Origin of the sequence: Yersinia bercovieri ATCC 43970, assembly GCF_013282745.1 — a bacterium.
GTDB classification, from domain to species: Bacteria; Pseudomonadota; Gammaproteobacteria; order Enterobacterales; family Enterobacteriaceae; genus Yersinia; species Yersinia bercovieri.
Genome location: NZ_CP054044.1, coordinates 2,735,960 through 2,758,820, shown reverse-complemented (window position 1 = coordinate 2,758,820; position 22,861 = coordinate 2,735,960). Strand labels below are relative to the sequence as shown.

The following is a 22,861-nucleotide window of genomic DNA, read 5'->3' as shown; positions in this document are numbered from 1 at the left end:
TCACAGCTTGAATCCAACTCTACCAGCGTTAACATAAACAAACTGTTACCAGCACCTATCTCATGGTCAAAGGATAAACATGGCAGCATCCTCACTTTTCCCACCAAACAGCAATAGCAAACGTCTGCTGATCGCCTTCACTGTCACTACCCTGTTTATGATAGTCGAAGCTATTGGTGGCTGGTTATCCGGCTCTCTGGCGCTGCTGGCGGATGCGGGGCACATGCTGACTGACTCTGCTGCATTATTCATCGCGTTGATGGCCGTACACTTTTCGCAGCGAAAACCCGACTCCCGCCATACCTTTGGCTATTTGCGACTGACGACGCTGGCCGCTTTTGTGAACGCCGCCGCATTACTCTTGATAGTCGTGCTGATTGTCTGGGAGGCCGTCCAACGCTTCGTCTCCCCCCATGAAGTCATGGGCGTGCCGATGTTAATCATCGCCATTGCAGGGCTACTGGCGAATATCTTCTGCTTCTGGATACTTCATCGGGGTGAGGAAGAGAAAAATATCAATGTGCGCGCTGCGGCCCTACATGTCTTGGGGGATTTATTAGGCTCAGTCGGGGCGATCATCGCCGCCATCGTGATCCTAACCACCGGCTGGACGCCAATCGACCCTATTTTGTCAGTATTGGTCTCTGCGTTAGTGCTACGTAGCGCCTGGCGGCTACTGAAAGAGAGTTTCCATGAATTGTTGGAAGGCGCGCCGCAGGAGATTGATATCGCGAAACTGCGCCAAGGCCTATGTACTGACATATATGAAGTGAGGGATGTCCATCACGTTCATCTATGGCAAGTCGGTGACCAGCGGCTTATGACGCTGCATGTGCAGGTGATCCCCCCAAGGGATAATGATGAATTGCTGCAACGTATTCAGCACCATTTATTGCATCACTACAATATTGGTCATGCCACCATTCAAATGGAGTATCAGGGCTGCGAAACCCCCGACTGCTCAATTAATCAGGCGACTCCGGCAGGGGGGCATCACCACCATCATCACTGAGGCCAACAGTCAGGCCGTAGGCTCCACACAGGGAAACCTACGGCCTGATTAATGCTACCCAGCAAAAAGCTATTGAACTGAAATATTACTTACCTTGGACCGACAGCGGGCGTGAATGATTTCGCGCCGCACTCTTCATCCACAACCACGAACCGTTCAGGGCAATCAGCGTCAGTATTACGTACTCCAGCGCCATGGCGTACACCCCTTGATAGGCGAATATTGCGACACTGATCACGTCAATCACCACCCAAATCAACCAGTTTTCAACATATTTGCGGGTCATCAGGATCATTGCCACAATGGACAAGACCATCATGGTGGAGTCCCAGAAGGGGAAAGCATCAGGTTGCAACTCAGGCATTTGCACATTGGCACCTAAGCTCTGCATCACCGTCACAGCCACCCGAGTCAACCAGGCAAATACGCTATCAATATGCAGTGTCATCAAGGTGATACCGGCGATGCAGACCGCCGCCCAACCCAATGCCTTGGGCAAAGATAGCCAGCGGATCTTCAACTCAGCCTGATTATCGGGGGTCTGTTTGCTCCAGGCATACCAGCCGTAAATATTGGCGACGAAGAAGAACAGCTGCAATAACAAGCTGGCATAGAGCTGGATCTGGAAGAAAATCACCGCGAACAGTGTCACGTTAATCAAACCAAACAGATAGTTGATGATCTTCTCTTTGCTGGCAAACCAGATGCACAGCAACCCAAACAGCGTACCAATCGCCTCAATCCATGAAAGGTCATAACCGCCCGCACCCAGCGGAATATGCACCAATATATTGCTTGTACTGAAGAGATCCATTTGGCGTCCTTTTAGCTGTCACCCATCGTATTTGAAGTTGCAGGGGTGTTGACCACGCGCCCTCACCCGAATCACTTACTGATGTAAACTCATCGGGATTCTCTTGTTGCCGCCTACCTGCAACGCCAAATTTTTTGGGTATAAATAATTTTTGGTATAAATAATAAGTGTTAAGGCCATTTAATCGAATTCACAACTTAAGCATTGCCTTTGATTTGCAACTTCAATTGGTTGGCAAAATCCAACATACGATTTAGCGGTATCAGCGCCTGCTGACGCAACGCTTCATCAACATCTATCTCATGCATCACCCCGCCCTGCTCCAGCCCTTCAGCAATGGCTCTGAGGCCGTTCATCGCCATCCACGGACAATGGGCGCATGTTCTGCATGTCGCGCCTTCGCCTGCGGTTGGCGCTTCAAATAACTCTTTATCCGGGCAAGCCTGCTGCATCTTGTAAAAAATGCCGCGATCGGTTGCGACGATCAATTTCTGCTGCGGCAAGGTTTTTGCCGCCTGAATCAGTTGGCTGGTTGAACCAACAGCATCCGCCATATCGACGATCGCCTGAGGAGACTCCGGATGGACCAGCACCGCCGCGTCAGGGTGCAGGGCTTTCATACGGGCCAGTGCCTGGGTTTTAAACTCGTCATGGACGATACAGGCCCCCTGCCAGCATAAGATATCTGCCCCACTCCTCTTCTGCACGTAGTTGCCCAAATGGCGGTCGGGCGCCCAGAGGATTTTCTCGCCCAAGCTATCGAGATGCTCGATCAACTCAACAGCAATACTCGAGGTGACCACCCAGTCAGCTCTGGCCTTTACTGCCGCCGAGGTATTGGCATAGACCACCACGGTGCGATCTGGGTGGCTATCACAGAAGGCGGCAAATTCATCAATCGGGCAACCTAAATCCAGCGAGCACTCGGCATTCAGGGTGGGCATCAATACTCGCTTCTCTGGATTGAGAATTTTGGCCGTCTCCCCCATAAAGCGCACGCCGGCGACCAATAGGGTCGAAGCCGGATGAGTATTGCCAAAGCGCGCCATTTCGAGGGAATCAGCGACGCAGCCACCGGTCTCTTCTGCCAATGCCTGAATTTCGGGATCGGTATAATAGTGAGCGACTAACACAGCATCGCGTTGCTTCAGCAGTGTTTTGATTTTCTCACGGTAAAAGGCTTTTTCATCCGCATCCAGAGGGACTGGACGTGGTGGGAAAGGGTAAATAGCCGCATTCACATCAAAAATTTCGCTCATCGCTCACATCTCTGTTGCCAATCATTCCGACGCCACCAACCATTGCTGACTGCCAGTAGAATTGGTTTGTTTTTTATCCTAAACAAAATAACCAATATTTAGCGAAAAGTCGCTCGATATTGTCCGATAATGGCAAAAATGTTTAATGGAGTTAAAAGTGAGGTGAAAAATAGAGTGATAGAAGAGCGGTAGGAAGATTATAGAGATGATATTTGGGGGCTGGAAGTAAAAATATAAATTGGGAGCTTGGGAGGAGTATGGTTCAGGCGACATAAACATAATGGTGGGCCGTGCGGGATTCGAACCTGCGACCAATTGATTAAAAGTCAACTGCTCTACCAACTGAGCTAACGGCCCATTATGTTTTGTTACTGACTAACAATTCGATGCTCATCGTGCGGGATTACTCGTCCTGCGGACTCGCCCTTCGGGTCAACGCTAGCGCGTTGCTGTCTCGCTTCGCTCGGCTCGAACCTGCGACCAATTGATTAAAAGTCAACTGCTCTACCAACTGAGCTAACGGCCCATTATGTACTTACTGCTTAATGACAATTCGGTATTCGTGGTGCGGGATAACTGTGCTGCTACATAATGGTGGGTCGTGCGGGATTCGAACCTGCGACCAATTGATTAAAAGTCAACTGCTCTACCAACTGAGCTAACGACCCATTATGTATTTACTGCTTAATGACAATTCGATATTCGTGGTGCGGGATAACTATGCTGCTACATAATGGTGGGTCGTGCGGGATTCGAACCTGCGACCAATTGATTAAAAGTCAACTGCTCTACCAACTGAGCTAACGACCCATTATGTATTATTACTTGATGACAACGCGGAGTCTGTCGTGCGGAACTGCTCGTCTTGCAAAGGTAATGGTGGGTCGTGCGGGATTCGAACCTGCGACCAATTGATTAAAAGTCAACTGCTCTACCAACTGAGCTAACGACCCATTACCGGTACTACTGACGATAATTTCCTGCTGCCTTAACGTTTTACAAGTTGTCTTGGCAACGGCGGCATATATTACTAATTTCTCTTCACAGTGCAACTTAAATTTCTGTTGAGGCGTCTAACTGCTTGTTCTTCGCTCGCCAAAGCCCAGAAATTAGTCAATATGACCAATTCCTGGACTCGAAAAAGGCTAAAGAGCAGATAAACGTTTCTGTGCCTGTTTAGCAGCATCAGTATTAGGATATTGCTTGATCACTTGTTGATAAACCGCCTTCGCTTTATCGCTTTGGCCTTTATCCTGCATGATCACCCCAACTTTAAACATCGCTTCTGAACTTTTTGGAGACTTGGGATAATTTTTCACTACAACAGCATAATAATATGCAGCATCGTCTTTCTTACCTTTGTTGTAATACAACTGCCCTAGCCAGTAGTTGGCATTAGGCTGGTAAGTCGACTTTGGATACTGTTTCACAAAACCTTGGAAAGCAGTGATCGCTTGATCGTATTGCTTTTTCTCAAGAGCCAAGGAAACAGCCGCATTATAATCGCTGTTTTCATCACCAGTACTTGCCGCAGGAGCCGCTGTAGTAGCTATTGTCCCTGCCGCAGCAGTATCGGAACTTCCAGTCGCTGCATTAGCTGACGCAGCAGCATCAGCCGCAGGCGCGGCTGTTGAAGCCCCCTGACCACCACTCAGACTATCCATCTGCTGGTAGATCTGTTTTTGCCGCTCAACAATTTGATTGAGCTGGTACTGATTTTCTTGGATCTGACCGCGTAAACTATCAACATCGCGTTGCGAATCAGACAGTTGTTGCTGAAGTTGAGTTAATAGCTGGCTGTGAGCGTTGGAAATACGCTCAAGTTGAGTGACCCGATCTTCTACCGAGCCGGAGCCGACATTACTGATTGGCGCTTGGGCAGTAGCGGCCCATGGGACCGCTACGCCAACCAGTAACGACAGACCCACCAAGTGACGTCTGAAGTTACTGTTCATGCGATTCTCTTAGTAAACCAGAACTGCACGACGGTTTTTAGCGAACGCTGCTTCGTCATGGCCCAGTACTGCTGGTTTCTCTTTACCGTAAGAAACGATAGAGATCTGGTCAGCAGAAACGCCTTTACCTTGCAGATACATCTTCACTGCATTAGCACGACGCTCGCCCAACGCGATGTTGTATTCTGGCGTACCGCGTTCATCCGCGTGGCCTTCAACAACAACTTTGTAAGATGGGTTGCTACGCAGGAATGCAGCATGTGCATCCAGCATTTGAGCGAAGTCAGAACCGATATCGTATTTATCGAAACCGAAGTAAACGATATTGTTCTTTTGCAGTTCTTGCATCTGAAGACGTGCTTGCTCTTCGGAAGACAGGTTGCTGCCGTTTTCTGTACCAGTGCCAGCGCCCATGCCAGATTGGTCATTATTTGCGCTTTTGTTAGAACTACACGCAGCTACAGCCAGAACTGGCAAAGCCAACATTAGCCCTTTTAGCACTTTGTTCAGTTGCATCTCTTTGATCCTTTTATAGTTTGCCATACATACGTATTTACACATGCATCACAGATACGGCGACCAGGCAGGAAATTTGACCTGTCCATCAGTTGCCGGAAGACGCGCTTTGAAACGCCCATCAGTCGAGACCAGCTGTAACACGGCTCCCAGCCCTTGTGTCGAGCTATAGATAACCATGGTGCCGTTAGGCGCGATACTAGGCGTTTCATCCAGGAACGTGTCCGTTAATACTTGAACGGCTCCCGTTACTAGATCCTGTTTGGCGATGTGTTGCGCCCCACCATTGGAACTAACCAATACCAGGAACTTACCATCAGGACTCACATCTGCGTTCTGGTTCTGAGAACCTTCCCACGTGATTCGCTGTGGCGCACCGCCATTAATATTCACTTTATACACTTGTGGACGACCGCCCTGATCCGAGGTATAGGCCAGATTTTGGCTATCCGGGAACCAGCTTGGTTCTGTGTTATTGCTACGGCCATCAGTAACCTGGCTGATTTGGCCAGAAGCTAAGTCCATAACATACAAGTTCAGGCTACCGCTTTTAGATAACGCGAAGGCCAGTTTAGTCCCGTCCGGTGAGAAGGCTGGTGCGCCATTATGACGTGGGAATGAAGCCACTTGTCTGATTGCACCATTTGCCAGCGTCTGGATAACCAGTGCTGATTTACCACTCTCGAAAGTGACATAAGCAATTTTGCTACCATCTGGAGACCAGGCTGGTGACATCAAAGGTTCAGGAGAGCGGTGAACCACAAACTGGTTGTAGCCATCGTAATCAGAAACCCGCAATTCATGTGGGAATTTACCGCCGTTCGTCTGCACGACATAAGCAATACGGGTGCGGAAAGCACCTTTAATCCCGGTCAGTTTTTCAAATACTTCATCACTGGCAGTATGCGCGGCATAACGTAACCATTGCTTGGTTACTTTATACTGGTTTTGCGCCAAAACGCTACCTGCAGCACCAGAAGTATCGACTAACTGGTAAGAAACGACATAACTGCCATCGGCACTCGGTTGAACCTGACCAACAACAACGGCATCAATACCCAATGCCGTCCAGGCCGCAGGCGTGACTTCAGCCGCAGTGGAGGGCTGTTGTGGCATGCGAGCTGCGTCAATAGGGTTAAACTTACCACTGTTACGTAAATCCGCGCCAACAATAGCGCCAATCTCTTCAGGTGGTGTGCCCGGCCCCATCCATTTGAATGGAACGACTCCAATTGGGCGCGCAGAGTCTACCCCTTGGGTAATCTCAATTCGAACTTCTGCGTGTAATACAGACGCCCATAAAACTAAAAAGCCTAGCGCTACTCGAAATGCCTGCTTCATCTTGTCTCCCTTATCCGAGCGGGATGCCCGCGATAATTAGCAGAATTTTAACAAACCAACGCAAACAAAACTACATAATCCACTGGTCGATTAACACTATTATCCACTGCCAATCAAACTTTATTGCGGTTTAAAATCAAGTGGAACATTCTTAAACACTTCATAAACATCCTGGCTTGGCGGTTTAGGTATTTTAGCCAGTTTTGCCGCGGCAATAGCAGCCTGACACAGTGCCGGGTCGCCACCTTCCGCTTTAACATCAATTAATAGACCATCTGGTGCTAATTTAATTCGCAGATTACAGGTACGGCCTTTGTAAAGATCTGCATCATAAAATTTACTTTGGATTGCAGCGGTTACCTGGCCCAGATAGCCACTGATATCACCCGCTGATGCCCCACTCTTCTTGCCACCACCTTTACCTGCGGCGGCAGCACCTGCGCCTGAACCACTTTTCGGTGCATTCTTGGAGTTTGCCAGGCCACCAAACAGATCATCTACGTCTGTTGTGGCAGCCGCAGCTTCTGCGGCAGCTTTTTTCTCAGCATCTGCGGCCGCTTTCTTTTCAGCAGCATCGGTTGCGGCTTTTTCAGCAGCTTCTGCGGCCTTCTTCGCATCAGCATCGGCTTGTTTCTTCGCCGCGGCCGCTACAGCAGCCTCTTTTTTGGCTTCAGCTTCCGCTTTTTTCTGCGCGTCAGCCTGCGCTTTCACGATTTTGTCTGCTTCCGCTTTGGCCTGAGCCGCTGCGGCCTCAGCCTGTTTCTGCTCTTCTTTCGCTTTTGCAGCAGCGGCGGCGGCAACTTTCTGTTGCTCAGCGGCCTGTTTTTGCTGCTCAGCGGCTTGTTTTTTCTGTTCTTCAGCCGCCTGCTTGGCATCTTCTTGCGCTTGCAGACGCTCTTTTTCCAACTCTTTCAGGCGCTGTTGTTCTGTGGCCTGTTTTTGCTGTAACTCTTCCGCTTGTTGTTCGGCTTTCTTCTGGCGTTGCTGTTCTGCGCGTTTAGCATCCGTCTGCTGCTGTTGCTGACGGTTATACTGTTCTGTCACCGCGCCCGGATCGACCATGACGGCGTCGATAACTTCGCCACCAGCACCACCGCCGCCCATTTCAGTCGTCTGCGTCAGAGAGCCCCAAATCAACAGGGCAATCAATACGATATGCAGAACCACCGAAACTATAATGGCGCGATTCAGCTTATCATTTTGCTCGGTTGCCTTACCCACGCTCGATTTCCACACTCGATGTCCGCGCTCTATTTCTAAAAAACGGAACTGCTAAAAACAGGGTATCTACTGACTGGATTCACTAGCAATCTAGCCAATATCAACACAAATTTATATCGGTTGAGTCATTAAGCCCACCGATGTCACGCCAGCCTGATGCAGCATATTCAGGGCCTTGATGATTTCATCATAAGGGACCTCTTTTGCGCCGCCAATCAGGAATACGGTTTTCGGATTCGATTTCAATCTCGCCTGAGCTTCCGCCACCACTTGTTCTGAGGGCAGTTGCTCCATCCGCTGATGATCAATCACCAGCGAATATTGCCCCACACCTGACACTTCGACAATCACCGGTGGATTATCATCACTTGAGACGGTTTTTGAATCCGTCGCATCAGGCAGGTCCACTTCAACGCTTTGCGTGATAATCGGCGCTGTCGCCATAAAAATCAGCAATAGCACCAGCAAGACGTCAAGCAAGGGAACAATGTTAATTTCAGACTTAAGCTCGCGACGTTTACGACCACGTACTCGCGCCATACAACCCCCTACTTATTTGCTATCAGCGCTGGCAAAAGCCTGACGATGCAGAATAGCAATGAACTCTTCCATGAAGTTGTCATAGTTTTGTTCAAGTTTATTCACGCGCTGATTCAGACGGTTATAAGCCATAACCGCAGGGATGGCTGCAAACAGACCGATTGCCGTAGCAATCAGTGCTTCAGCAATACCCGGTGCGACCATCTGCAATGTTGCCTGCTTTACCGCACCCAGAGAAATAAAGGCGTGCATAATCCCCCATACTGTACCAAACAGGCCAATATACGGACTGATGGAACCGACAGTACCAAGGAATGGAATATGAGTTTCCAGCGCTTCTAATTCACGGTTCATTGAGATGCGCATCGCACGGGAAGCGCCGTCAATCACGGCCTCAGGTGCGTGGCTGTTTGCACGGTGCAAACGGGCAAACTCTTTAAAACCAGAATGGAAGATCTGCTCGGAGCCGCCAAGCGTATCGCGGCGGGCCTGGCTTTCCTGATACAGGCGAGATAACTCAATGCCGGACCAAAATTTATCTTCGAAGGCTTCCGCATCGCGGGTGGCAGCATTCAGAATACGCGTTCGCTGAATGATGATCGCCCATGAAGCAATAGAAAAGCCCATCAAAACCAGCATGATAAGCTTAACAAATAGGCTTGCCTGCAGGAATAAATCCAGAATGTTCATGTCAGCCACTACTTAAACTCCGCGACAATAGACTTAGGAAGCGCTCTTGGCTTCATTTGGTGTGGATCGATACATGCGATCAATACTTCTGCACTACTCAGAAGATTGCCATGTGAGTCGAGAATTCGTTGAGCAAACGTGAGAGAAGCCCCACGCATTGCGGTAATTTCACTCTGAACTTCCAGCATATCATCAAGACGTGCAGGTGCCAGATATTCTACCGTCATGCGGCGGACAGCGAAAGCGACATGCTCACTGAGCAATTGCTGCTGGTGGAAATTGCGTTGGCGCAACATTTCTGTGCGCGCCCTTTCGTAAAAGGCAACGTAGCGTGCATGGTAAACCACGCCACCAGCATCGGTGTCTTCAAAATAGACACGTACTGGCCATCGAAACAACGTATTACTCACTCTACTTCCCAGTAATGCAATTAACGGACACACTATACTGAAGAGCGTTACGCTTTGGAATCACTTGCGAGAATAGAACGAAAATAATTATGGGCCAGGCGGCCCATAAGGAGAGATTTTGTGCAGATTAGGCGATATAGGTTGAGATTAAGCGAAAAAGTAGAATAATCCCGCGCCCAAGATCACAATTGCTGGAAGTGGTGAGAAAAAAGCGCGCAGCCACACCCGTTTAGGGCGAAAACCTACACCATGAATCACACCAGTACACACTGCCCACACGATAAACACCTCTTGCCACACTTCAAGTGAGCTGGTTGCCGCCGCGAAACGCGAAGGGTCCCAAAACACACAGAAAGCCACAGCAAACGCGAGCAGCAGTGAAAGGGCCCTAAGCGGGCCCTTATCCATTAACTCATATAACTTATCGGACAACATCGTCTTCGCCATTTTTAGCGGCTTTCTCGGCTGCATTGGCTTCACTCTGCTCCAGCGCCAGAGCAGTAATGATACCAAAGGAGCAGGCCAGAAGTGTCCCTAGAATCCAGGCAAAATACCACATGCTTTATGCTCCTTAGTACAGTGAATGCTTGTTGTTTTCGATAAAGTCTTTATCAATGCGCCCGAACATTTTGTAGTAGCACCAGCTGGTGTACAGCAAGATGATAGGCACAAAGATGATTGCAACAATGGTCATCACTTGTAGTGTCAACAGGCTGGATGTCGCATCCCACATTGTCAGACTGATATTTGGCACTGTGCTTGACGGCATAACAAATGGGAACATGGTGACCCCGGCAGTCAAAATCACACAGGCAATGGTCAGTGATGAGAACAGGAAGGCCCAAGCCCCTTTTTCAAAGCGCGACAGCAAGATAGTAAACAGTGGCAGAATCACCCCAAGAGCAGGCAGCGCCCACAGGCTTGGGTACTTGTTGAAGTTAATCAACCACGCACCGGCCTGATGTGCCACTTCTTTGCGCATCGGGTTAGATTGAGCTGCTGTATCTAACGCTGAGGTAATAACAAAACCATCAATGCCATTAACTAACCAGATACCGGCCAGCAGGAAGGCAACCGCCATCACCAAGGCAGAGATCTGCGCGGCAGCGCGGGAACGCAGATGCAGCTCGCCGCGGGTACGCATTTGCAGATAGGTTGCCCCTTGCGTGACCAGCATGGTTAAGCTGACCACCCCCGCCAGTAGGCCAAACGGGTTCAGCAACTGGAAGAAGTTACCGGTGTAGAACAGGCGCATGTAGCTATCCATATGGAAGGGCACGCCTTGCAGCAAGTTACCGAACGCCACACCGAACACCACCGCAGGGACGAAGCTACCCGCAAAGATGCCCCAGTCCCACATGTTGCGCCAGCGGTTATCTTCCACCTTGGAGCGGTAGTCAAAACCGACCGGGCGGAAGAATAACGCAGCCAACACCAGAATCATCGCAATATAGAAGCCGGAGAATGCGGCGGCATACACCATTGGCCAGGCGGCAAACAGCGCCCCACCTGCGGTTATCAACCAAACCTGATTACCATCCCAGTGGGGGGCAATCGAGTTAATCATAATCCGACGTTCTGTATCATTCTTACCGATGATCCGCAGCAGAATACCGACACCCATATCGAAACCATCGGTGACTGCGAAACCAATCAGCAGCACACCGATCAGCAGCCACCAGATAAATCGTAATACTTCATAATCAAACATAAGTGGACTCCTGTTTACCGTGCTTCCTGCACTGGTGCAGTCGGCTGTTCAAAATGATAGCGGCCAGTTTTCAGGCTGCTAGGCCCAAGACGCGCGAATTTGAACATCAGGTACATTTCTGCAACCAGGAACAGCGTGTACAGACCGCAAATCAGCCCCATGGAGAATAGGATATCCCCAGCAGTGACGGATGAGTTTGCAATTGCTGTCGGTAGCACTTCACCAATGGCCCATGGTTGACGGCCATATTCCGCCACAAACCAACCGGCTTCTACTGCAATCCACGGCAACGGGATACCGTACAACGCAGCACGCAATAGCCATTTTTTCTGACCAATCTGACCACGAACGACGTTATAGAACGACAAACCAATGATCAGCAACATCAAGAAGCCACAGGCCACCATGATGCGGAAGGCAAAGTACAGCGGCAGAACGCGCGGGATTGAGTCTTTAGCGGCTAACTGAATTTGTTCTTCAGTCGCATCAGTCACGTTTTGCGTATAGCGCTTCAGTAACAGACCGTAGCCCAGATCTTGCTTAGTTTGACTGAAAGCTTCACGTACGGCTGGATCAGTATTACCGGCGCGTAATTTTTCTAACAAACTATAAGCCTGAATACCATTACGGATGCGCACTTCATGTTGAGACATCAAATCACGTAAGCCGATAACCGGAGTGTCCAGTGAACGGGTGGCGATGATGCCCAGCGCGAATGGAATCTGAACAGCAAAGCGGTTCTCCATTGTTTCCTGATTAGGGATCGCAAACAGCGTAAAGGCAGCTGGAGGCGGTTGGGTTTCCCATTCAGCTTCAATGGCAGCCAGTTTGGTTTTCTGCACGTCGCCCATCTCATAACCGGATTCATCACCCAGTACAATAACAGACAGCGTAGCGGCCAAACCAAAGCTCGCAGCAATCGCAAAGGAGCGCTTGGCGAACGGAATATCACGGCCTTTCAGCAAATAGTAGGAGCTGATACCCAGAACAAACATCGCACCGGTAACATAACCGGCTGCCACTGTGTGAACGAATTTCACCTGAGCGACAGGGTTCAGAACCAGTTCTGAGAAGCTCAGCATCTCCATCCGCATGGTTTCAAAGTTGAAATCAGAGGCAATCGGGTTTTGCATCCAACCATTGGCAACCAAGATCCACAGCGCAGAGAAGTTAGAGCCTAATGCAACCAGCCAGGTTACGGCCAAATGCTGATGCTTACTCAGACGATCCCAACCGAAGAAGAATAGACCGACGAAAGTAGATTCCAGGAAGAACGCCATTAAACCTTCGATTGCCAGAGGGGCACCGAAGATATCGCCGACGTAATGTGAGAAATATGACCAGTTAGTCCCGAACTGGAACTCCATAGTCAAACCAGTAGCAACCCCCAGAGCAAAGTTAATAGCAAATAACTTGCCCCAGAATTTGGTCATATCTTTATAGATTTGTTTACCGGACAGCACATAGACCGATTCCATAATTGCCAACAAAAACGCCATACCCAGCGTGAGTGGGACAAATAGGAAATGGTACATTGCCGTTAAGGCAAACTGTAACCGTGACAGTTCGACAATATCAAACATCTTGACTCCTTGCTCCTCGCAGGAAGACTCCGACTTGCGGCAACTAGACTTCCCAATAAATCAGAAGTCCCATAATAGCCCGCAGTGAATGCCCAAAAAAACACAACAAAAATAACAATATCAACTACCCAGTATTACACCGCGGTAATAGTACGCTTCTAATCCCACACAATAAATAGGATTTTACGTGACCCAGCGTTGAGTTCTGGATACAGGTCAACAAATAGGCCATTTACCCATTATGCCGTAGTTTGATCTAGAACAATTTAAGCGTATCTGAACATTATTGCCATATTCAAAAGTTGATTTAGAACAATTAATTATTTTTCATGTTAATAAAAAGTTCGATTGTTTTTATATAAGCTCGAACTGTTAATGAGATGTAATTTTATAGTTTAGTTAATGCATTATTACTTCGTTATTATGCGATCTAGATTAACTTTTAAATTTATTAGATTCAGAGTGAGTTAAATCACAATTCCGAGTTTTATATAAATATATTAGCCCATCCTGAGAGAAGCGTTCGCAAGTGTTGCCATTTTGTTGCATGATAAAATGCTATTACTTGATAAAATATTGAATCCTCTCAATGAAAAAAATAGCCATCACCACATTACTCTGTGTCAGTACCGCCTCTATTGCCGCGGAACAAGTTGATATTACTATCCTTGGCACCTCTGATCTCCATGGCACTTTTGTGCCGTGGGACTATGCCAGTGACAGTGAAAATTTGGCTGGCAGCCTCAGTCAAATTGCCACCAAAGTGCAGAAAATACGCGCCGAACAGCCAAATATCATTCTGGTGGACGCCGGTGATACCATCCAAGGCAACTTTGTTGAAACCTTTAAAAATGAACCCATCAGCCCAATGATCCTCGGCTTTAATGCCTTGAAATATGATGCCTGGGTGATGGGTAACCATGAATTCGATTTCGGTCTGAAAGTACTGGGCACCTCATTAAAGCAATTTAATGGTACTGCACTGGCTGGCAATATTTTCTGGGACTCAGGTAAACCTTACCTGCCCTCTTATAAGATCATCGAGCGTCAGGGCGTTAAAATCGGCATTATCGGGATGGATACCCCAATGACCGCTGAATTTGCTCAGGGCACAGACCGTATTAATGGTATCCATTTCACTGATCCGGTACAGGAAGTGAAAAAAGTCATTCAGCAAATCCAACCACAAGTTGACGCCATTGTTCTGGTCGCTCATATGGGGATCGATAATGAGAACCAGCGGCCTGGAACTGGCGTTGGAGATATTGCCAGGGCTAATCCAGAGTTGGCCGCCATCGTCGCGGGTCATATGCATGTGAAGATTGATAAAGCCGTGGTTAACGGCGTCATTATCACTGAACCGGATAAGTATGGTCGTGCCCTTTCCCGTATTGACCTGAAATTTGAGCAGCGTGATGGTAAATATCAGTTAATCAATAAAGAGAGCTACGCCTATCCGATCAAAGGGGTCGAGTCAGATAAAAGTCTGGAAGCCATTTATCTGCCTTACCATGATATTTTGCGCGCCAATGCGAACCGGGTGATTGCTAAGTTGAGTGGCAGCAATCTGGTGCCTGCCGATGAGATTAAAGGTATTCCTCAAGTCCATGTGCAAGACACCGGTATCAGCGCGCTGTATCAAGAAGCCGCGCATTATTACGCCCCTCAGGCCCAAATCATCGCCCTACAAATTGATAATGACCGACCAAAGCTAAACGTGGGTGATATCACTGCGAAAGACATTGCATTTAACTATCAATATGCCGGCGGTGAAATCACGGTTTACGCCCTGACGGGCAAAGAATTAAAGCAGTATATGGAGTGGTCGGCTGACTACTTTAATCAGGTTAAGCCCGGTGATGTCACTTACAGCTTTAATCCACAACGCCGCGCCTCAAAATATTCAACCAATGACTTCTTTGATGGCGTAACCTACACCATTGATTTAAGCAAACCGATGGGGGCGAGAATTACCGATTTACGCCTCAATGACGGCACACCCGTGATTGATATCACGCCAATTCATCTGGGCATGAATAGCTATCGAATGGGCCATCTCACGCAAAAAGGTGGCGTGCTTGAGGGGCAGGAATTCTTGATACTGTCTGACAGTAAAGCCGAGTATGGTGAAGAGGCAGGCACCATCCGTAATCTGACCATTCGCTATCTGACTGATGTTAAAGCAGGGAAATATGAGGGTAAACCTCAGCAGCGCTGGCAATTAGTTGGGTTGGAAGGTTATGAAAAAGAACGGAAAATAGTTAAAGATCTGATTAATAAAGGTACAATTTCAGTGCCGACAACAGCTGATGGCCGCTACACCAATATTGCGTCAATCAATGTCAAAGATAAGTTATTTAAGGACAAGGCCAGCTACGATGCCGCACTCACCACCTTGCGACAGCAACTCGCTAACGCCAGCGATGAGCAGACTAAGCAACAGCTGCAAACGGATATTGCATTAATCACCGCGTTGAATAAATTCTAATCGGCCATTGAAAAGGCCACCGAAAGGTGGCCTCCATCGACTGCCGTTTTATTGATTACTGCGGCAAGATAGCTTTAACCGCATCACCAATTTCAGCCAAGCTACGTACTGTTTTCACGCCAGCAGCTTCCAGTGCCGCGAATTTGTCATCTGCCGTACCTTTACCGCCAGCAATGATGGCACCTGCGTGCCCCATACGTTTACCTTTTGGCGCAGTGACACCGGCAATGTAACCGACAACAGGTTTAGTCACGTGCTCTTTGATATAAGCTGCCGCTTCTTCTTCTGCATTACCGCCGATTTCACCTATCATCACGATGACTTCAGTTTGTGGGTCTTCCTGGAACAACTTCAGAATATCAATAAAGTTGGAACCAGGGATAGGGTCACCACCAATACCAACACATGTCGATTGACCAAAACCGATGTCAGTGGTCTGTTTTACCGCTTCATAGGTCAATGTACCTGAGCGGGAAACGATACCGACTTTACCTGGCAAGTGAATATGGCCCGGCATGATACCAATTTTACACTCGCCCGGGGTGATAACACCTGGGCAGTTCGGGCCGATCATGCGCGCATCAGACTGTTCTAATTTGACTTTTACCACCAGCATATCCAGCGTTGGGATGCCTTCAGTAATACAGATAATCAGTTTGATACCAGCGTCGATAGCTTCCAGAATCGAATCTTTGCAAAACGGTGCTGGCACATAGATAACAGATGCGGTCGCACCGGTAGTCTCTACAGCTTCACGCACGGTATTGAAAACCGGCAGACCCAGATGTTGAGTGCCGCCTTTGCCAGGCGTGACACCGCCAACCATTTTTGTGCCGTAGGCGATAGCTTGTTCAGAGTGGAAAGTCCCCTGGCTACCGGTAAAACCCTGGCAAATAACTTTGGTATTTTTATTAATTAAAATTGACATTATTTAGCCCCCACTGCCGCTACAACTTGCTGAGCCGCATCTGTCAGGCTGGTCGCAGCAATGATATTCAAACCGCTGTCTGCCAGCTTTTTGGCACCCAGTTCGGCATTATTCCCTTCCAGACGAACCACCACTGGCACGCTAACACCCACTTCTTCAACGGCACCAATAATGCCGTCAGCGATCAGATCGCAACGCACAATGCCGCCGAAGATGTTAACGAAAACTGCTTTCACTTTGTCGTCAGACAAAATGATTTTGAAAGCTTCAGTCACACGCTCTTTGGTTGCGCCACCGCCCACATCAAGGAAGTTAGCCGGTTCACCACCGTGCAGTTTCACGATGTCCATGGTACCCATTGCCAAACCAGCACCATTGACCATACAACCGATGTTGCCATCCAGCGCCACATAGTTCAGTTCCCACTGCGCAGCTTGTGCTTCACGGGCATCTTCCTGCGACTGGTCGCGCATTTCGCGCAGTTCTGGTTGGCGGAACAGAGCATTACCGTCCGCACCCAATTTGCCATCCAGGCAGACCAAATCGCCCTGTTTGGTGATAACCAGCGGGTTGATCTCAACCATCGCCAGATCACGCTCTAGGAACAGTGTTGCCAGACCCATAAAGATCTTGGTGAACTGAGCCACTTGCTTACCCGTCAGCCCCAGTTTAAAGGCCAACTCGCGCCCCTGATAAGGCTGCGGGCCAGTCAATGGATCCAGTGCAATTTTATGGATCAGTTCTGGCGTCTCTTCGGCCACTTTCTCAATTTCAACACCGCCTTCGGTGGATGCCATAAACACCACACGACGGGAGCTGCGATCAATAACCGCGCCCAGATACAACTCTTTGTCGATATCAGTTGCTGCTTCAACCAGAATCTGATGAACCGGCTGACCATGCGCATCTGTCTGGTAAGTCACCAGTTTTTTACCTAACCACTGTTCAGCGAAAGCACGAATATCTTCTTTGCTGTTAACCAGTTTCACGCCGCCCGCTTTACCGCGACCGCCCGCATGAACCTGACATTTAACCACCCACGGGCCAGCACCGATTTTAGATGCGGCTTCTTCTGCTTCACGCGGTGTGCTACAGGCGTAGCCAGTTGGAGCTGGCATGCCATACCGAGCAAACAGTTGTTTTGCCTGATATTCGTGTAAATTCATGATGTTCTATCCATATAAGGTCTGAGATGGGCCGAAGCCTACTAGGCTGCCTGATTGCGCGGAGGCAGGTAATCAACACCTTGCAATCAGGCTAACCTTGTCATTTATCTTTTTTATACGTCGAGCAGCAAGCGAGCTGGATCTTCCAGCATCTCTTTCACCGTCACCAAATAACCCACAGACTCGCGGCCATCGATTAAGCGGTGATCGTAGGAGAGTGCCAGATACATCATCGGCAGAATCACTACCTGACCATCTACCGCCATTGGACGATCTTTGATGGCGTGCATGCCAAGGATCGCGCTTTGTGGTGGGTTAATGATCGGAGTCGACATCAGGGAGCCAAATACACCGCCGTTAGTAATGGTGAAATTACCGCCGGTCAGCTCTTCAACTTTCAGTTTGCCATCACGGCCTTTTACAGCCAGCTCTTTGATTTTCTTCTCAATATCTGCCATGCCCATGGTATCTACATCACGCAAGACCGGGGTCACCAGGCCGCGCGGGGTAGAAACAGCAATGCTGATATCGAAGTAGTTGTGGTAAACCACGTCTTCGCCATCAAGGGAGGCATTCACTTCAGGATAGCGTTTCAGTGCTTCAACAACCGCTTTGATATAGAAGGACATAAAGCCCAAGCGGACACCGTGACGTTTCTCAAAAGCTTCACCATACTGCTTACGCAGATCCATGATTGGCTTCATGTTGATTTCGTTGAACGTGGTCAACATCGCGGTGCTGTTTTTCGCCTCTAACAGTCGCTCAGCAACACGTTTACGCAGGCGAGTCATTGGCACCCGCTTTTCACTGCGGCCCGCCAACGCGGCTGGCGCGGCGGCTTCAACTTTAGCGGCAACCGCTACTGGCGCAGCTTTACGGTTTGCCAAATGGCTATCAACGTCTTCACGTGTGATTCGACCGCCAACACCGCTACCTTTAATGGCAGTGGCATCTAGGTCATGCTCAGCAATCAGGCGGCGAATAGCCGGGCTGAGGCTATCGTTGCTCTCTTCTTCCAGGCTGGCAGTCTGGCGCTGAGCCGGAGTGGACTCAGTGCTTTGGCTCTTCTCTTCTGTCGGCTTGCCTGAGCTATCACTTGGACGGATACGGCCCAGAACCTGACGTGAGGTGACGGTTGCCCCTTCATCTTCCAAAATGGCGTCCAAAATACCGTCCTGACTAGCCGGAACTTCCAGAATCACTTTGTCTGTTTCAATCTCAACCAGCACTTCATCACGCTTAACGCTGTCACCCGGTTTTTTGTGCCAGGTTGCGACTGAGCCATCGGCGACAGACTCAGGGAGGTCAGGAACATTAATATCTACGCTACTCATTCTCTATCCTTTATGTGTTAACCGATTCGCTATTCAACGGTCAGCGCGTCATTAACCAGAGCTTGTTGTTGTTTCTGGTGTACGGAAATGTATCCCACTGCCGGTGAAGCGGACGCCGGGCGGCCTGCATAGCGCAAGGAAGCACCAAATGGAATCACTTCGCGGAAGTTGTGTTGGCTGCAATACCATGCACCCTGATTAAGCGGCTCTTCCTGACACCAGACGAAATCATGCACGTGAGCAAATTGCTCCAATACAGCCTGGACGGCATGGTGTGGGAACGGATAAAGCTGCTCGATACGCACGATAGCAACATCGGTTTGCCCATTCTTACGGCGCTGTTCCAACAGATCATAATAGACCTTGCCAGAGCACATCACGACCCGCTTAACGCCTTTCGGGTCCATTTCGTCAACTTCACCGATAGCAGGCAAGAAGCTCCCATTCGCCAACTCATCCAGAGATGATATTGCTAATGGATGACGCAACAGTGACTTCGGTGACATCACCACCAGCGGACGGCGCATCCCACGCAGCGCCTGACGGCGAATCATGTGGTAAACTTGTGCCGGCGTTGATGGGATACACACTTGCATATTTTGTTCAGCACAAAGTTGCAGGTAGCGTTCCAACCGCGCAGAGGAGTGCTCCGGGCCTTGGCCTTCGTAGCCATGTGGCAACAGCATCACCAGACCACACATCCGGCCCCATTTCTGCTCACCGGAGCTGATGAACTGGTCGATAACCACCTGTGCACCGTTGGCAAAGTCACCGAACTGCGCTTCCCAGATAGTCAGGGTGCGAGGTTCTGCGGTGGCGTAGCCATATTCGAATGCCAAGACCGCTTCTTCCGACAGCACAGAGTCCCAAACCTGGAAATCGCCCTGCCCGCTGTGCACATTCGACAGTGGTACATAAACTGAGCCATTTTTCTGGTTATGGATCACAGCATGACGATGGAAGAAGGTTCCGCGCCCCGCATCTTCACCCGACAGGCGGATTGGAATGCCTTCATCAACCAGTGTGGCGTAGGCCAGTGTTTCAGCCCCACCCCAGTCGAATGGCTTCTCACCACTGGCCATCAAAGCGCGGTCACCATAAATTTTGGCAACACGGGATTGCATTTCAATAGCTTCCGGCGCATGGCTGATACGGCGCGCCAAATCTTGCAGGCGTTTCATTTCAACTTTGCTTGGGTACTCTTCATCCCATTCATGGTTCAGATACGGCGACCAGGTGAAGGATTGCAGATTCATCGGACGCCACTCTTCCACCACACACTCGCCACCATCCAATGCATCACGGTACAAATTGACCATTTCCGTGGCATCTTCCAGGGTCGCGATGTTTTGCTCAGTCAGCTTATCAGCATAGATTTTGCGCGGTGTCGGATGTTTTTTGATCTTCTGATACATCACTGGCTGCGTGGCACTTGGCTCATCGGCTTCGTTATGCCCATGGCGACGGTAGCAAACCAGATCGATCATCACGTCACGTTTAAAGGTGTTACGGAAATCCAACGCCAGACGCGTCACAAACGCCACAGCTTCAGGGTCATCCGCATTCACGTGGAAAATCGGTGCCTGTACCATTTTAGCGATGTCGGTACAGTACTGAGTAGAACGTGCATCCAGCGGGTTCGAGGTGGTAAACCCAATCTGGTTGTTGATAACAATGCGCACAGTCCCGCCGACTTCATAGCCGCGAGCTTGTGACATGTTCAAGGTCTCTTGCACCACACCCTGACCGGCAATCGCCGCATCACCATGAATGGTGATTGGCAATACCATATTGCTGCGGGCTTCATCCAGGCGGTCACGGCGTGCGCGCACAGAACCGATAACCACCGGGCTGACAATCTCCAGGTGAGATGGGTTGAAGGCCAGCGCCAGGTGAACCAGACCGCCTTCCGTTTCCACATCAGACGAGAAGCCCTGATGGTATTTGACGTCCCCCGTCCCCAGATGCTCTTTATGCTTACCGGCGAACTCATCAAACAGATCTTCCGGTTTCTTACCCAGCACGTTAATCAATACGTTCAGGCGGCCACGGTGCGCCATCCCCAGCACCACTTCGCGTGTGCCATTTTTACCGGCATGGCGAATCATCTCTTTGAGCATGGTGACCAGCGAATCGCCCCCCTCCAGCGAGAAGCGCTTAGCACCGGGGAATTTGGCCCCCAGATAACGTTCCAGACCTTCAGCGGCGGTCAGTTCGCTCAGGAAGCGACGCTTCTCTTCTTCGCTGAATGTCGGCTTCCCGACCACCGACTCAATACGCTGTTGCAGCCAGCGTTTCTCGTCGGTGTTGGTGATGTGCATATATTCAGCGCCGATAGGGCCGCAGTAAGTCTGCTTCAGGGCTGCATACAGGTCAGACAGCTTCATGGTCTCTTTGCCGATAGCAAAAGAGCCTACATTGAAGGTGTTCTGGAAATCGGCCTCAGTCAGGTTGTGGTAGGAAGGCTCGAGGTCTGGAACAGACTCCTGCTTCCACAAACCAAGTGGGTCAAGGTTGGCATGTTGATGGCCGCGGAAGCGGAAGGCGTTGATTAACTGCAACACCTTGACTTGCTTGGCATCATTTTCAGGATCGCTGATGGATGAGTTATAACGCGAGGGGTCCTTCGCCAGGCGACGGAAATACTCACGCGTTTGAGAGTGGAACTGATCAGGTTTTACACCCGTCGTTGGTAGTTGTTGAAAAATTGAACGCCAACTATCATCAACGGAACCAGGATCAGTTAAAAAGTCTTCATAGAGCTGCTCTATGTAGGACTGGTTCGCGCCCGCCAGATAGGAGGAATCCAGCCAGGCCTTCATTGCGCCGTTCTGCATCATGATCCCTTAAGCTTTGAAGCTTCAGTTTTCGCCGTGGTTAACATATACACCGTAATATCAACGGTTTGCCGTAAAAACGGTTCACTCGACATGCTCAATGCACGTTCTGTTATGGACCTTAACGGTCCCGTTCAAGGAACCTCTAAAAACGGACAGCGCGCCGGCTTTTAGAGATTCCCTACCTTGAAGCTACCTGGGGAAAACACTCCCCAGGTTAATAAACTCACATCACGCACTATGTTGCAACAGTCATTCGCTATGCTGTAGCAGCCATTCGCTACGCTGCGCAACACTTTGGTTATCATGCGCTACGCTGTAGCAGCATAGATTTAATGTGGCCAATCGCCTGGGTCGGGTTAAGGCCCTTAGGACAAACACTGACACAATTCATGATGCTATGGCAGCGGAAAACACTAAAAGCGTCGTCCAGATCATCCAAACGTGCTGTTGTTTCAGTATCACGGCTATCTATCAGGAAGCGATAGGCAGCCAATAACCCCGCTGGGCCGACAAACTTATCCGGATTCCACCAGAATGACGGGCAAGAGGTTGAGCAGCAAGCACACATGATGCACTCATACAGACCATCCAGCTTCTCGCGCTGTTCCGGCGACTGTAAATGCTCACGTGCTGGCGGATTTTTGCCGTCATTTAATAGGTAAGGTTTGATTTTCTCGTACTGAGTATAAAACTGCCCCATATCGACCACTAAATCCCGCACCACCGGTAGCCCCGGCAATGGGCGAATCACAATCTTCTTATTACCCTTCTGCAAAGCTGAAATTGGCGTGATGCAGGCCAGGCCATTTTTGCCATTCATATTCAGGCCATCGGAACCGCAAACCCCCTCACGGCATGAGCGGCGGAACGATAGCGTCGGATCTTTTTCTTTCAGCTGGATTAGCGCATCCAGCAACATCATGTCCCGGCCCTCTTCCGCTTCCAGCGTATACTCTTGCATGTGCGGCGCATCATCGACGTCCGGGTTGTAGCGATAAATTGAAAACTCAAGCTTCATGATCTAATCCTCCGCAACGGGTTAGGGTTTAACCC

At 49.5% G+C, this 22,861-nt stretch carries 20 protein-coding genes, 4 tRNA genes and 1 other RNA gene; 2 read left to right on the top strand and 23 right to left on the bottom strand.

Annotated features, from left to right (window positions below; all coding sequences use genetic code 11):
- Positions 1 to 79 precede the first annotated feature (79 nt).
- The gene (gene zitB / locus HRK25_RS12470) at positions 80 to 1,012 is read left to right on the top strand and encodes a CDF family zinc transporter ZitB (RefSeq protein WP_005277939.1); all 933 of its coding nucleotides are present in this window, start codon (positions 80 to 82) and stop codon (positions 1,010 to 1,012) included.
- An 85-nt stretch (positions 1,013 to 1,097) separates the two neighbouring features.
- On the opposite strand, the gene pnuC is transcribed toward zitB, so the two are convergent.
- From pnuC to cydA, 18 genes are all read right to left on the bottom strand, one after another.
- Positions 1,098 to 1,826: a nicotinamide riboside transporter PnuC gene (pnuC, locus tag HRK25_RS12465; protein WP_032898651.1), complete on the bottom strand. Its 729-nt coding sequence runs from the start codon at positions 1,824 to 1,826 to the stop codon at positions 1,098 to 1,100.
- 197 nt (positions 1,827 to 2,023) lie between these two features.
- A complete protein-coding gene (gene nadA / locus HRK25_RS12460) occupies positions 2,024 to 3,085 on the bottom strand; it encodes a quinolinate synthase NadA (RefSeq protein ID WP_005277946.1) in 1,062 nt (353 codons plus the stop codon).
- A 281-nt stretch (positions 3,086 to 3,366) separates the two neighbouring features.
- Positions 3,367 to 3,442 (bottom strand) — tRNA-Lys (locus tag HRK25_RS12455).
- A 29-nt stretch (positions 3,443 to 3,471) separates the two neighbouring features.
- A non-coding RNA gene (locus HRK25_RS12450) (RtT sRNA) lies at positions 3,472 to 3,604 on the bottom strand.
- A gap of 73 nt (positions 3,605 to 3,677) precedes the next feature.
- Positions 3,678 to 3,753: transfer RNA gene (locus tag HRK25_RS12445), tRNA-Lys, on the bottom strand.
- Between the two features lie 66 nt (positions 3,754 to 3,819).
- Positions 3,820 to 3,895 (bottom strand) — tRNA-Lys (locus HRK25_RS12440).
- Between the two features lie 67 nt (positions 3,896 to 3,962).
- Positions 3,963 to 4,038 (bottom strand) — tRNA-Lys (locus HRK25_RS12435).
- Positions 4,039 to 4,230: 192 nt separating this feature from the next.
- On the bottom strand, positions 4,231 to 5,040 hold the full coding sequence (gene cpoB / locus HRK25_RS12430) for a cell division protein CpoB (protein WP_032898745.1): 810 nt from the start codon (positions 5,038 to 5,040) through the stop codon (positions 4,231 to 4,233).
- A gap of 9 nt (positions 5,041 to 5,049) precedes the next feature.
- The gene (gene pal, locus HRK25_RS12425; protein ID WP_005278500.1) at positions 5,050 to 5,556 is read right to left on the bottom strand and encodes a peptidoglycan-associated lipoprotein Pal; all 507 of its coding nucleotides are present in this window, start codon (positions 5,554 to 5,556) and stop codon (positions 5,050 to 5,052) included.
- Positions 5,557 to 5,604: 48 nt separating this feature from the next.
- Positions 5,605 to 6,897 (bottom strand): Tol-Pal system beta propeller repeat protein TolB, encoded by a 1,293-nt coding sequence (tolB, locus tag HRK25_RS12420; RefSeq protein WP_005278498.1) that lies wholly within the window; start codon positions 6,895 to 6,897, stop codon positions 5,605 to 5,607.
- Positions 6,898 to 7,017: 120 nt separating this feature from the next.
- Complete coding sequence (tolA, locus tag HRK25_RS12415) at positions 7,018 to 8,118, bottom strand: cell envelope integrity protein TolA (protein ID WP_005278494.1); 1,101 nt, start codon at positions 8,116 to 8,118, stop codon at positions 7,018 to 7,020.
- A 111-nt stretch (positions 8,119 to 8,229) separates the two neighbouring features.
- Positions 8,230 to 8,658, bottom strand: a complete 429-nt coding sequence (gene tolR, locus HRK25_RS12410) for a colicin uptake protein TolR (protein WP_004393306.1) — start codon at positions 8,656 to 8,658, stop codon at positions 8,230 to 8,232.
- A 12-nt stretch (positions 8,659 to 8,670) separates the two neighbouring features.
- Positions 8,671 to 9,357 (bottom strand): Tol-Pal system protein TolQ, encoded by a 687-nt coding sequence (gene tolQ, locus HRK25_RS12405; RefSeq protein WP_004715787.1) that lies wholly within the window; start codon positions 9,355 to 9,357, stop codon positions 8,671 to 8,673.
- Positions 9,357 to 9,758: a tol-pal system-associated acyl-CoA thioesterase gene (ybgC, locus tag HRK25_RS12400; protein ID WP_005165498.1), complete on the bottom strand. Its 402-nt coding sequence runs from the start codon at positions 9,756 to 9,758 to the stop codon at positions 9,357 to 9,359. Before ybgC ends, tolQ begins: the two co-directional genes overlap by 1 nt.
- Before the next feature lie 147 nt (positions 9,759 to 9,905).
- The gene (gene ybgE, locus HRK25_RS12395) at positions 9,906 to 10,193 is read right to left on the bottom strand and encodes a cyd operon protein YbgE (protein WP_049599449.1); all 288 of its coding nucleotides are present in this window, start codon (positions 10,191 to 10,193) and stop codon (positions 9,906 to 9,908) included.
- On the bottom strand, positions 10,180 to 10,317 hold the full coding sequence (gene cydX, locus HRK25_RS12390) for a cytochrome bd-I oxidase subunit CydX (protein ID WP_005278488.1): 138 nt from the start codon (positions 10,315 to 10,317) through the stop codon (positions 10,180 to 10,182). Before cydX ends, ybgE begins: the two co-directional genes overlap by 14 nt.
- A gap of 12 nt (positions 10,318 to 10,329) precedes the next feature.
- A complete protein-coding gene (cydB, locus tag HRK25_RS12385) occupies positions 10,330 to 11,469 on the bottom strand; it encodes a cytochrome d ubiquinol oxidase subunit II (RefSeq protein ID WP_005278486.1) in 1,140 nt (379 codons plus the stop codon).
- Between the two features lie 14 nt (positions 11,470 to 11,483).
- Positions 11,484 to 13,052 carry a cytochrome ubiquinol oxidase subunit I gene (gene cydA / locus HRK25_RS12380; RefSeq protein WP_005278483.1) on the bottom strand — a complete coding sequence of 523 codons (1,569 nt, stop codon included), beginning with the start codon at positions 13,050 to 13,052 and terminating at the stop codon, positions 11,484 to 11,486.
- 589 nt (positions 13,053 to 13,641) lie between these two features.
- Here cydA and HRK25_RS12375 point away from each other — a divergent pair.
- Positions 13,642 to 15,540 carry a bifunctional metallophosphatase/5'-nucleotidase gene (locus tag HRK25_RS12375; protein ID WP_005278481.1) on the top strand — a complete coding sequence of 633 codons (1,899 nt, stop codon included), beginning with the start codon at positions 13,642 to 13,644 and terminating at the stop codon, positions 15,538 to 15,540.
- A 55-nt stretch (positions 15,541 to 15,595) separates the two neighbouring features.
- Here the strand turns inward: HRK25_RS12375 and sucD are convergent, their stop codons facing one another.
- The 5 genes from sucD to HRK25_RS12350 form a co-directional block, all read right to left on the bottom strand.
- Positions 15,596 to 16,468: a succinate--CoA ligase subunit alpha gene (gene sucD / locus HRK25_RS12370; protein ID WP_032898742.1), complete on the bottom strand. Its 873-nt coding sequence runs from the start codon at positions 16,466 to 16,468 to the stop codon at positions 15,596 to 15,598.
- Entirely contained in the window at positions 16,468 to 17,634 is a 1,167-nt protein-coding gene (gene sucC, locus HRK25_RS12365) for an ADP-forming succinate--CoA ligase subunit beta (RefSeq protein ID WP_005278478.1), read from the bottom strand. Before sucC ends, sucD begins: the two co-directional genes overlap by 1 nt.
- A gap of 113 nt (positions 17,635 to 17,747) precedes the next feature.
- Positions 17,748 to 18,968, bottom strand: coding sequence for a 2-oxoglutarate dehydrogenase complex dihydrolipoyllysine-residue succinyltransferase (gene odhB, locus HRK25_RS12360; RefSeq protein WP_005278475.1), 1,221 nt, complete (start codon positions 18,966 to 18,968; stop codon positions 17,748 to 17,750).
- Between the two features lie 29 nt (positions 18,969 to 18,997).
- A complete protein-coding gene (gene sucA, locus HRK25_RS12355; protein WP_032898740.1) occupies positions 18,998 to 21,805 on the bottom strand; it encodes a 2-oxoglutarate dehydrogenase E1 component in 2,808 nt (935 codons plus the stop codon).
- Between the two features lie 304 nt (positions 21,806 to 22,109).
- Positions 22,110 to 22,826, bottom strand: coding sequence for a succinate dehydrogenase iron-sulfur subunit (locus tag HRK25_RS12350; RefSeq protein WP_004875590.1), 717 nt, complete (start codon positions 22,824 to 22,826; stop codon positions 22,110 to 22,112).
- Positions 22,827 to 22,861: the final 35 nt, after the last annotated feature.

Excerpts from the sequence above, each read along its gene's own strand:
- zitB (WP_005277939.1), top strand. The coding sequence starts at position 80 with ATGGCAGCATCCTCACTTTTCCCACCAAACAGCAATAGCAAACGTCTG.
- pnuC (WP_032898651.1), bottom strand. The coding sequence starts at position 1,826 with ATGGATCTCTTCAGTACAAGCAATATATTGGTGCATATTCCGCTGGGT.
- nadA (WP_005277946.1), bottom strand. The coding sequence starts at position 3,085 with ATGAGCGAAATTTTTGATGTGAATGCGGCTATTTACCCTTTCCCACCA.
- cpoB (WP_032898745.1), bottom strand. The coding sequence starts at position 5,040 with ATGAACAGTAACTTCAGACGTCACTTGGTGGGTCTGTCGTTACTGGTT.
- pal (WP_005278500.1), bottom strand. The coding sequence starts at position 5,556 with ATGCAACTGAACAAAGTGCTAAAAGGGCTAATGTTGGCTTTGCCAGTT.
- tolB (WP_005278498.1), bottom strand. The coding sequence starts at position 6,897 with ATGAAGCAGGCATTTCGAGTAGCGCTAGGCTTTTTAGTTTTATGGGCG.
- tolR (WP_004393306.1), bottom strand. The coding sequence starts at position 8,658 with ATGGCGCGAGTACGTGGTCGTAAACGTCGCGAGCTTAAGTCTGAAATT.
- ybgE (WP_049599449.1), bottom strand. The coding sequence starts at position 10,193 with ATGTTGTCCGATAAGTTATATGAGTTAATGGATAAGGGCCCGCTTAGG.
- cydX (WP_005278488.1), bottom strand. The coding sequence starts at position 10,317 with ATGTGGTATTTTGCCTGGATTCTAGGGACACTTCTGGCCTGCTCCTTT.
- cydB (WP_005278486.1), bottom strand. The coding sequence starts at position 11,469 with ATGTTTGATTATGAAGTATTACGATTTATCTGGTGGCTGCTGATCGGT.
- cydA (WP_005278483.1), bottom strand. The coding sequence starts at position 13,052 with ATGTTTGATATTGTCGAACTGTCACGGTTACAGTTTGCCTTAACGGCA.
- HRK25_RS12375 (WP_005278481.1), top strand. The coding sequence starts at position 13,642 with ATGAAAAAAATAGCCATCACCACATTACTCTGTGTCAGTACCGCCTCT.
- sucD (WP_032898742.1), bottom strand. The coding sequence starts at position 16,468 with ATGTCAATTTTAATTAATAAAAATACCAAAGTTATTTGCCAGGGTTTT.
- sucC (WP_005278478.1), bottom strand. The coding sequence starts at position 17,634 with ATGAATTTACACGAATATCAGGCAAAACAACTGTTTGCTCGGTATGGC.
- odhB (WP_005278475.1), bottom strand. The coding sequence starts at position 18,968 with ATGAGTAGCGTAGATATTAATGTTCCTGACCTCCCTGAGTCTGTCGCC.
- sucA (WP_032898740.1), bottom strand. The coding sequence starts at position 21,805 with ATGCAGAACGGCGCAATGAAGGCCTGGCTGGATTCCTCCTATCTGGCG.
- HRK25_RS12350 (WP_004875590.1), bottom strand. The coding sequence starts at position 22,826 with ATGAAGCTTGAGTTTTCAATTTATCGCTACAACCCGGACGTCGATGAT.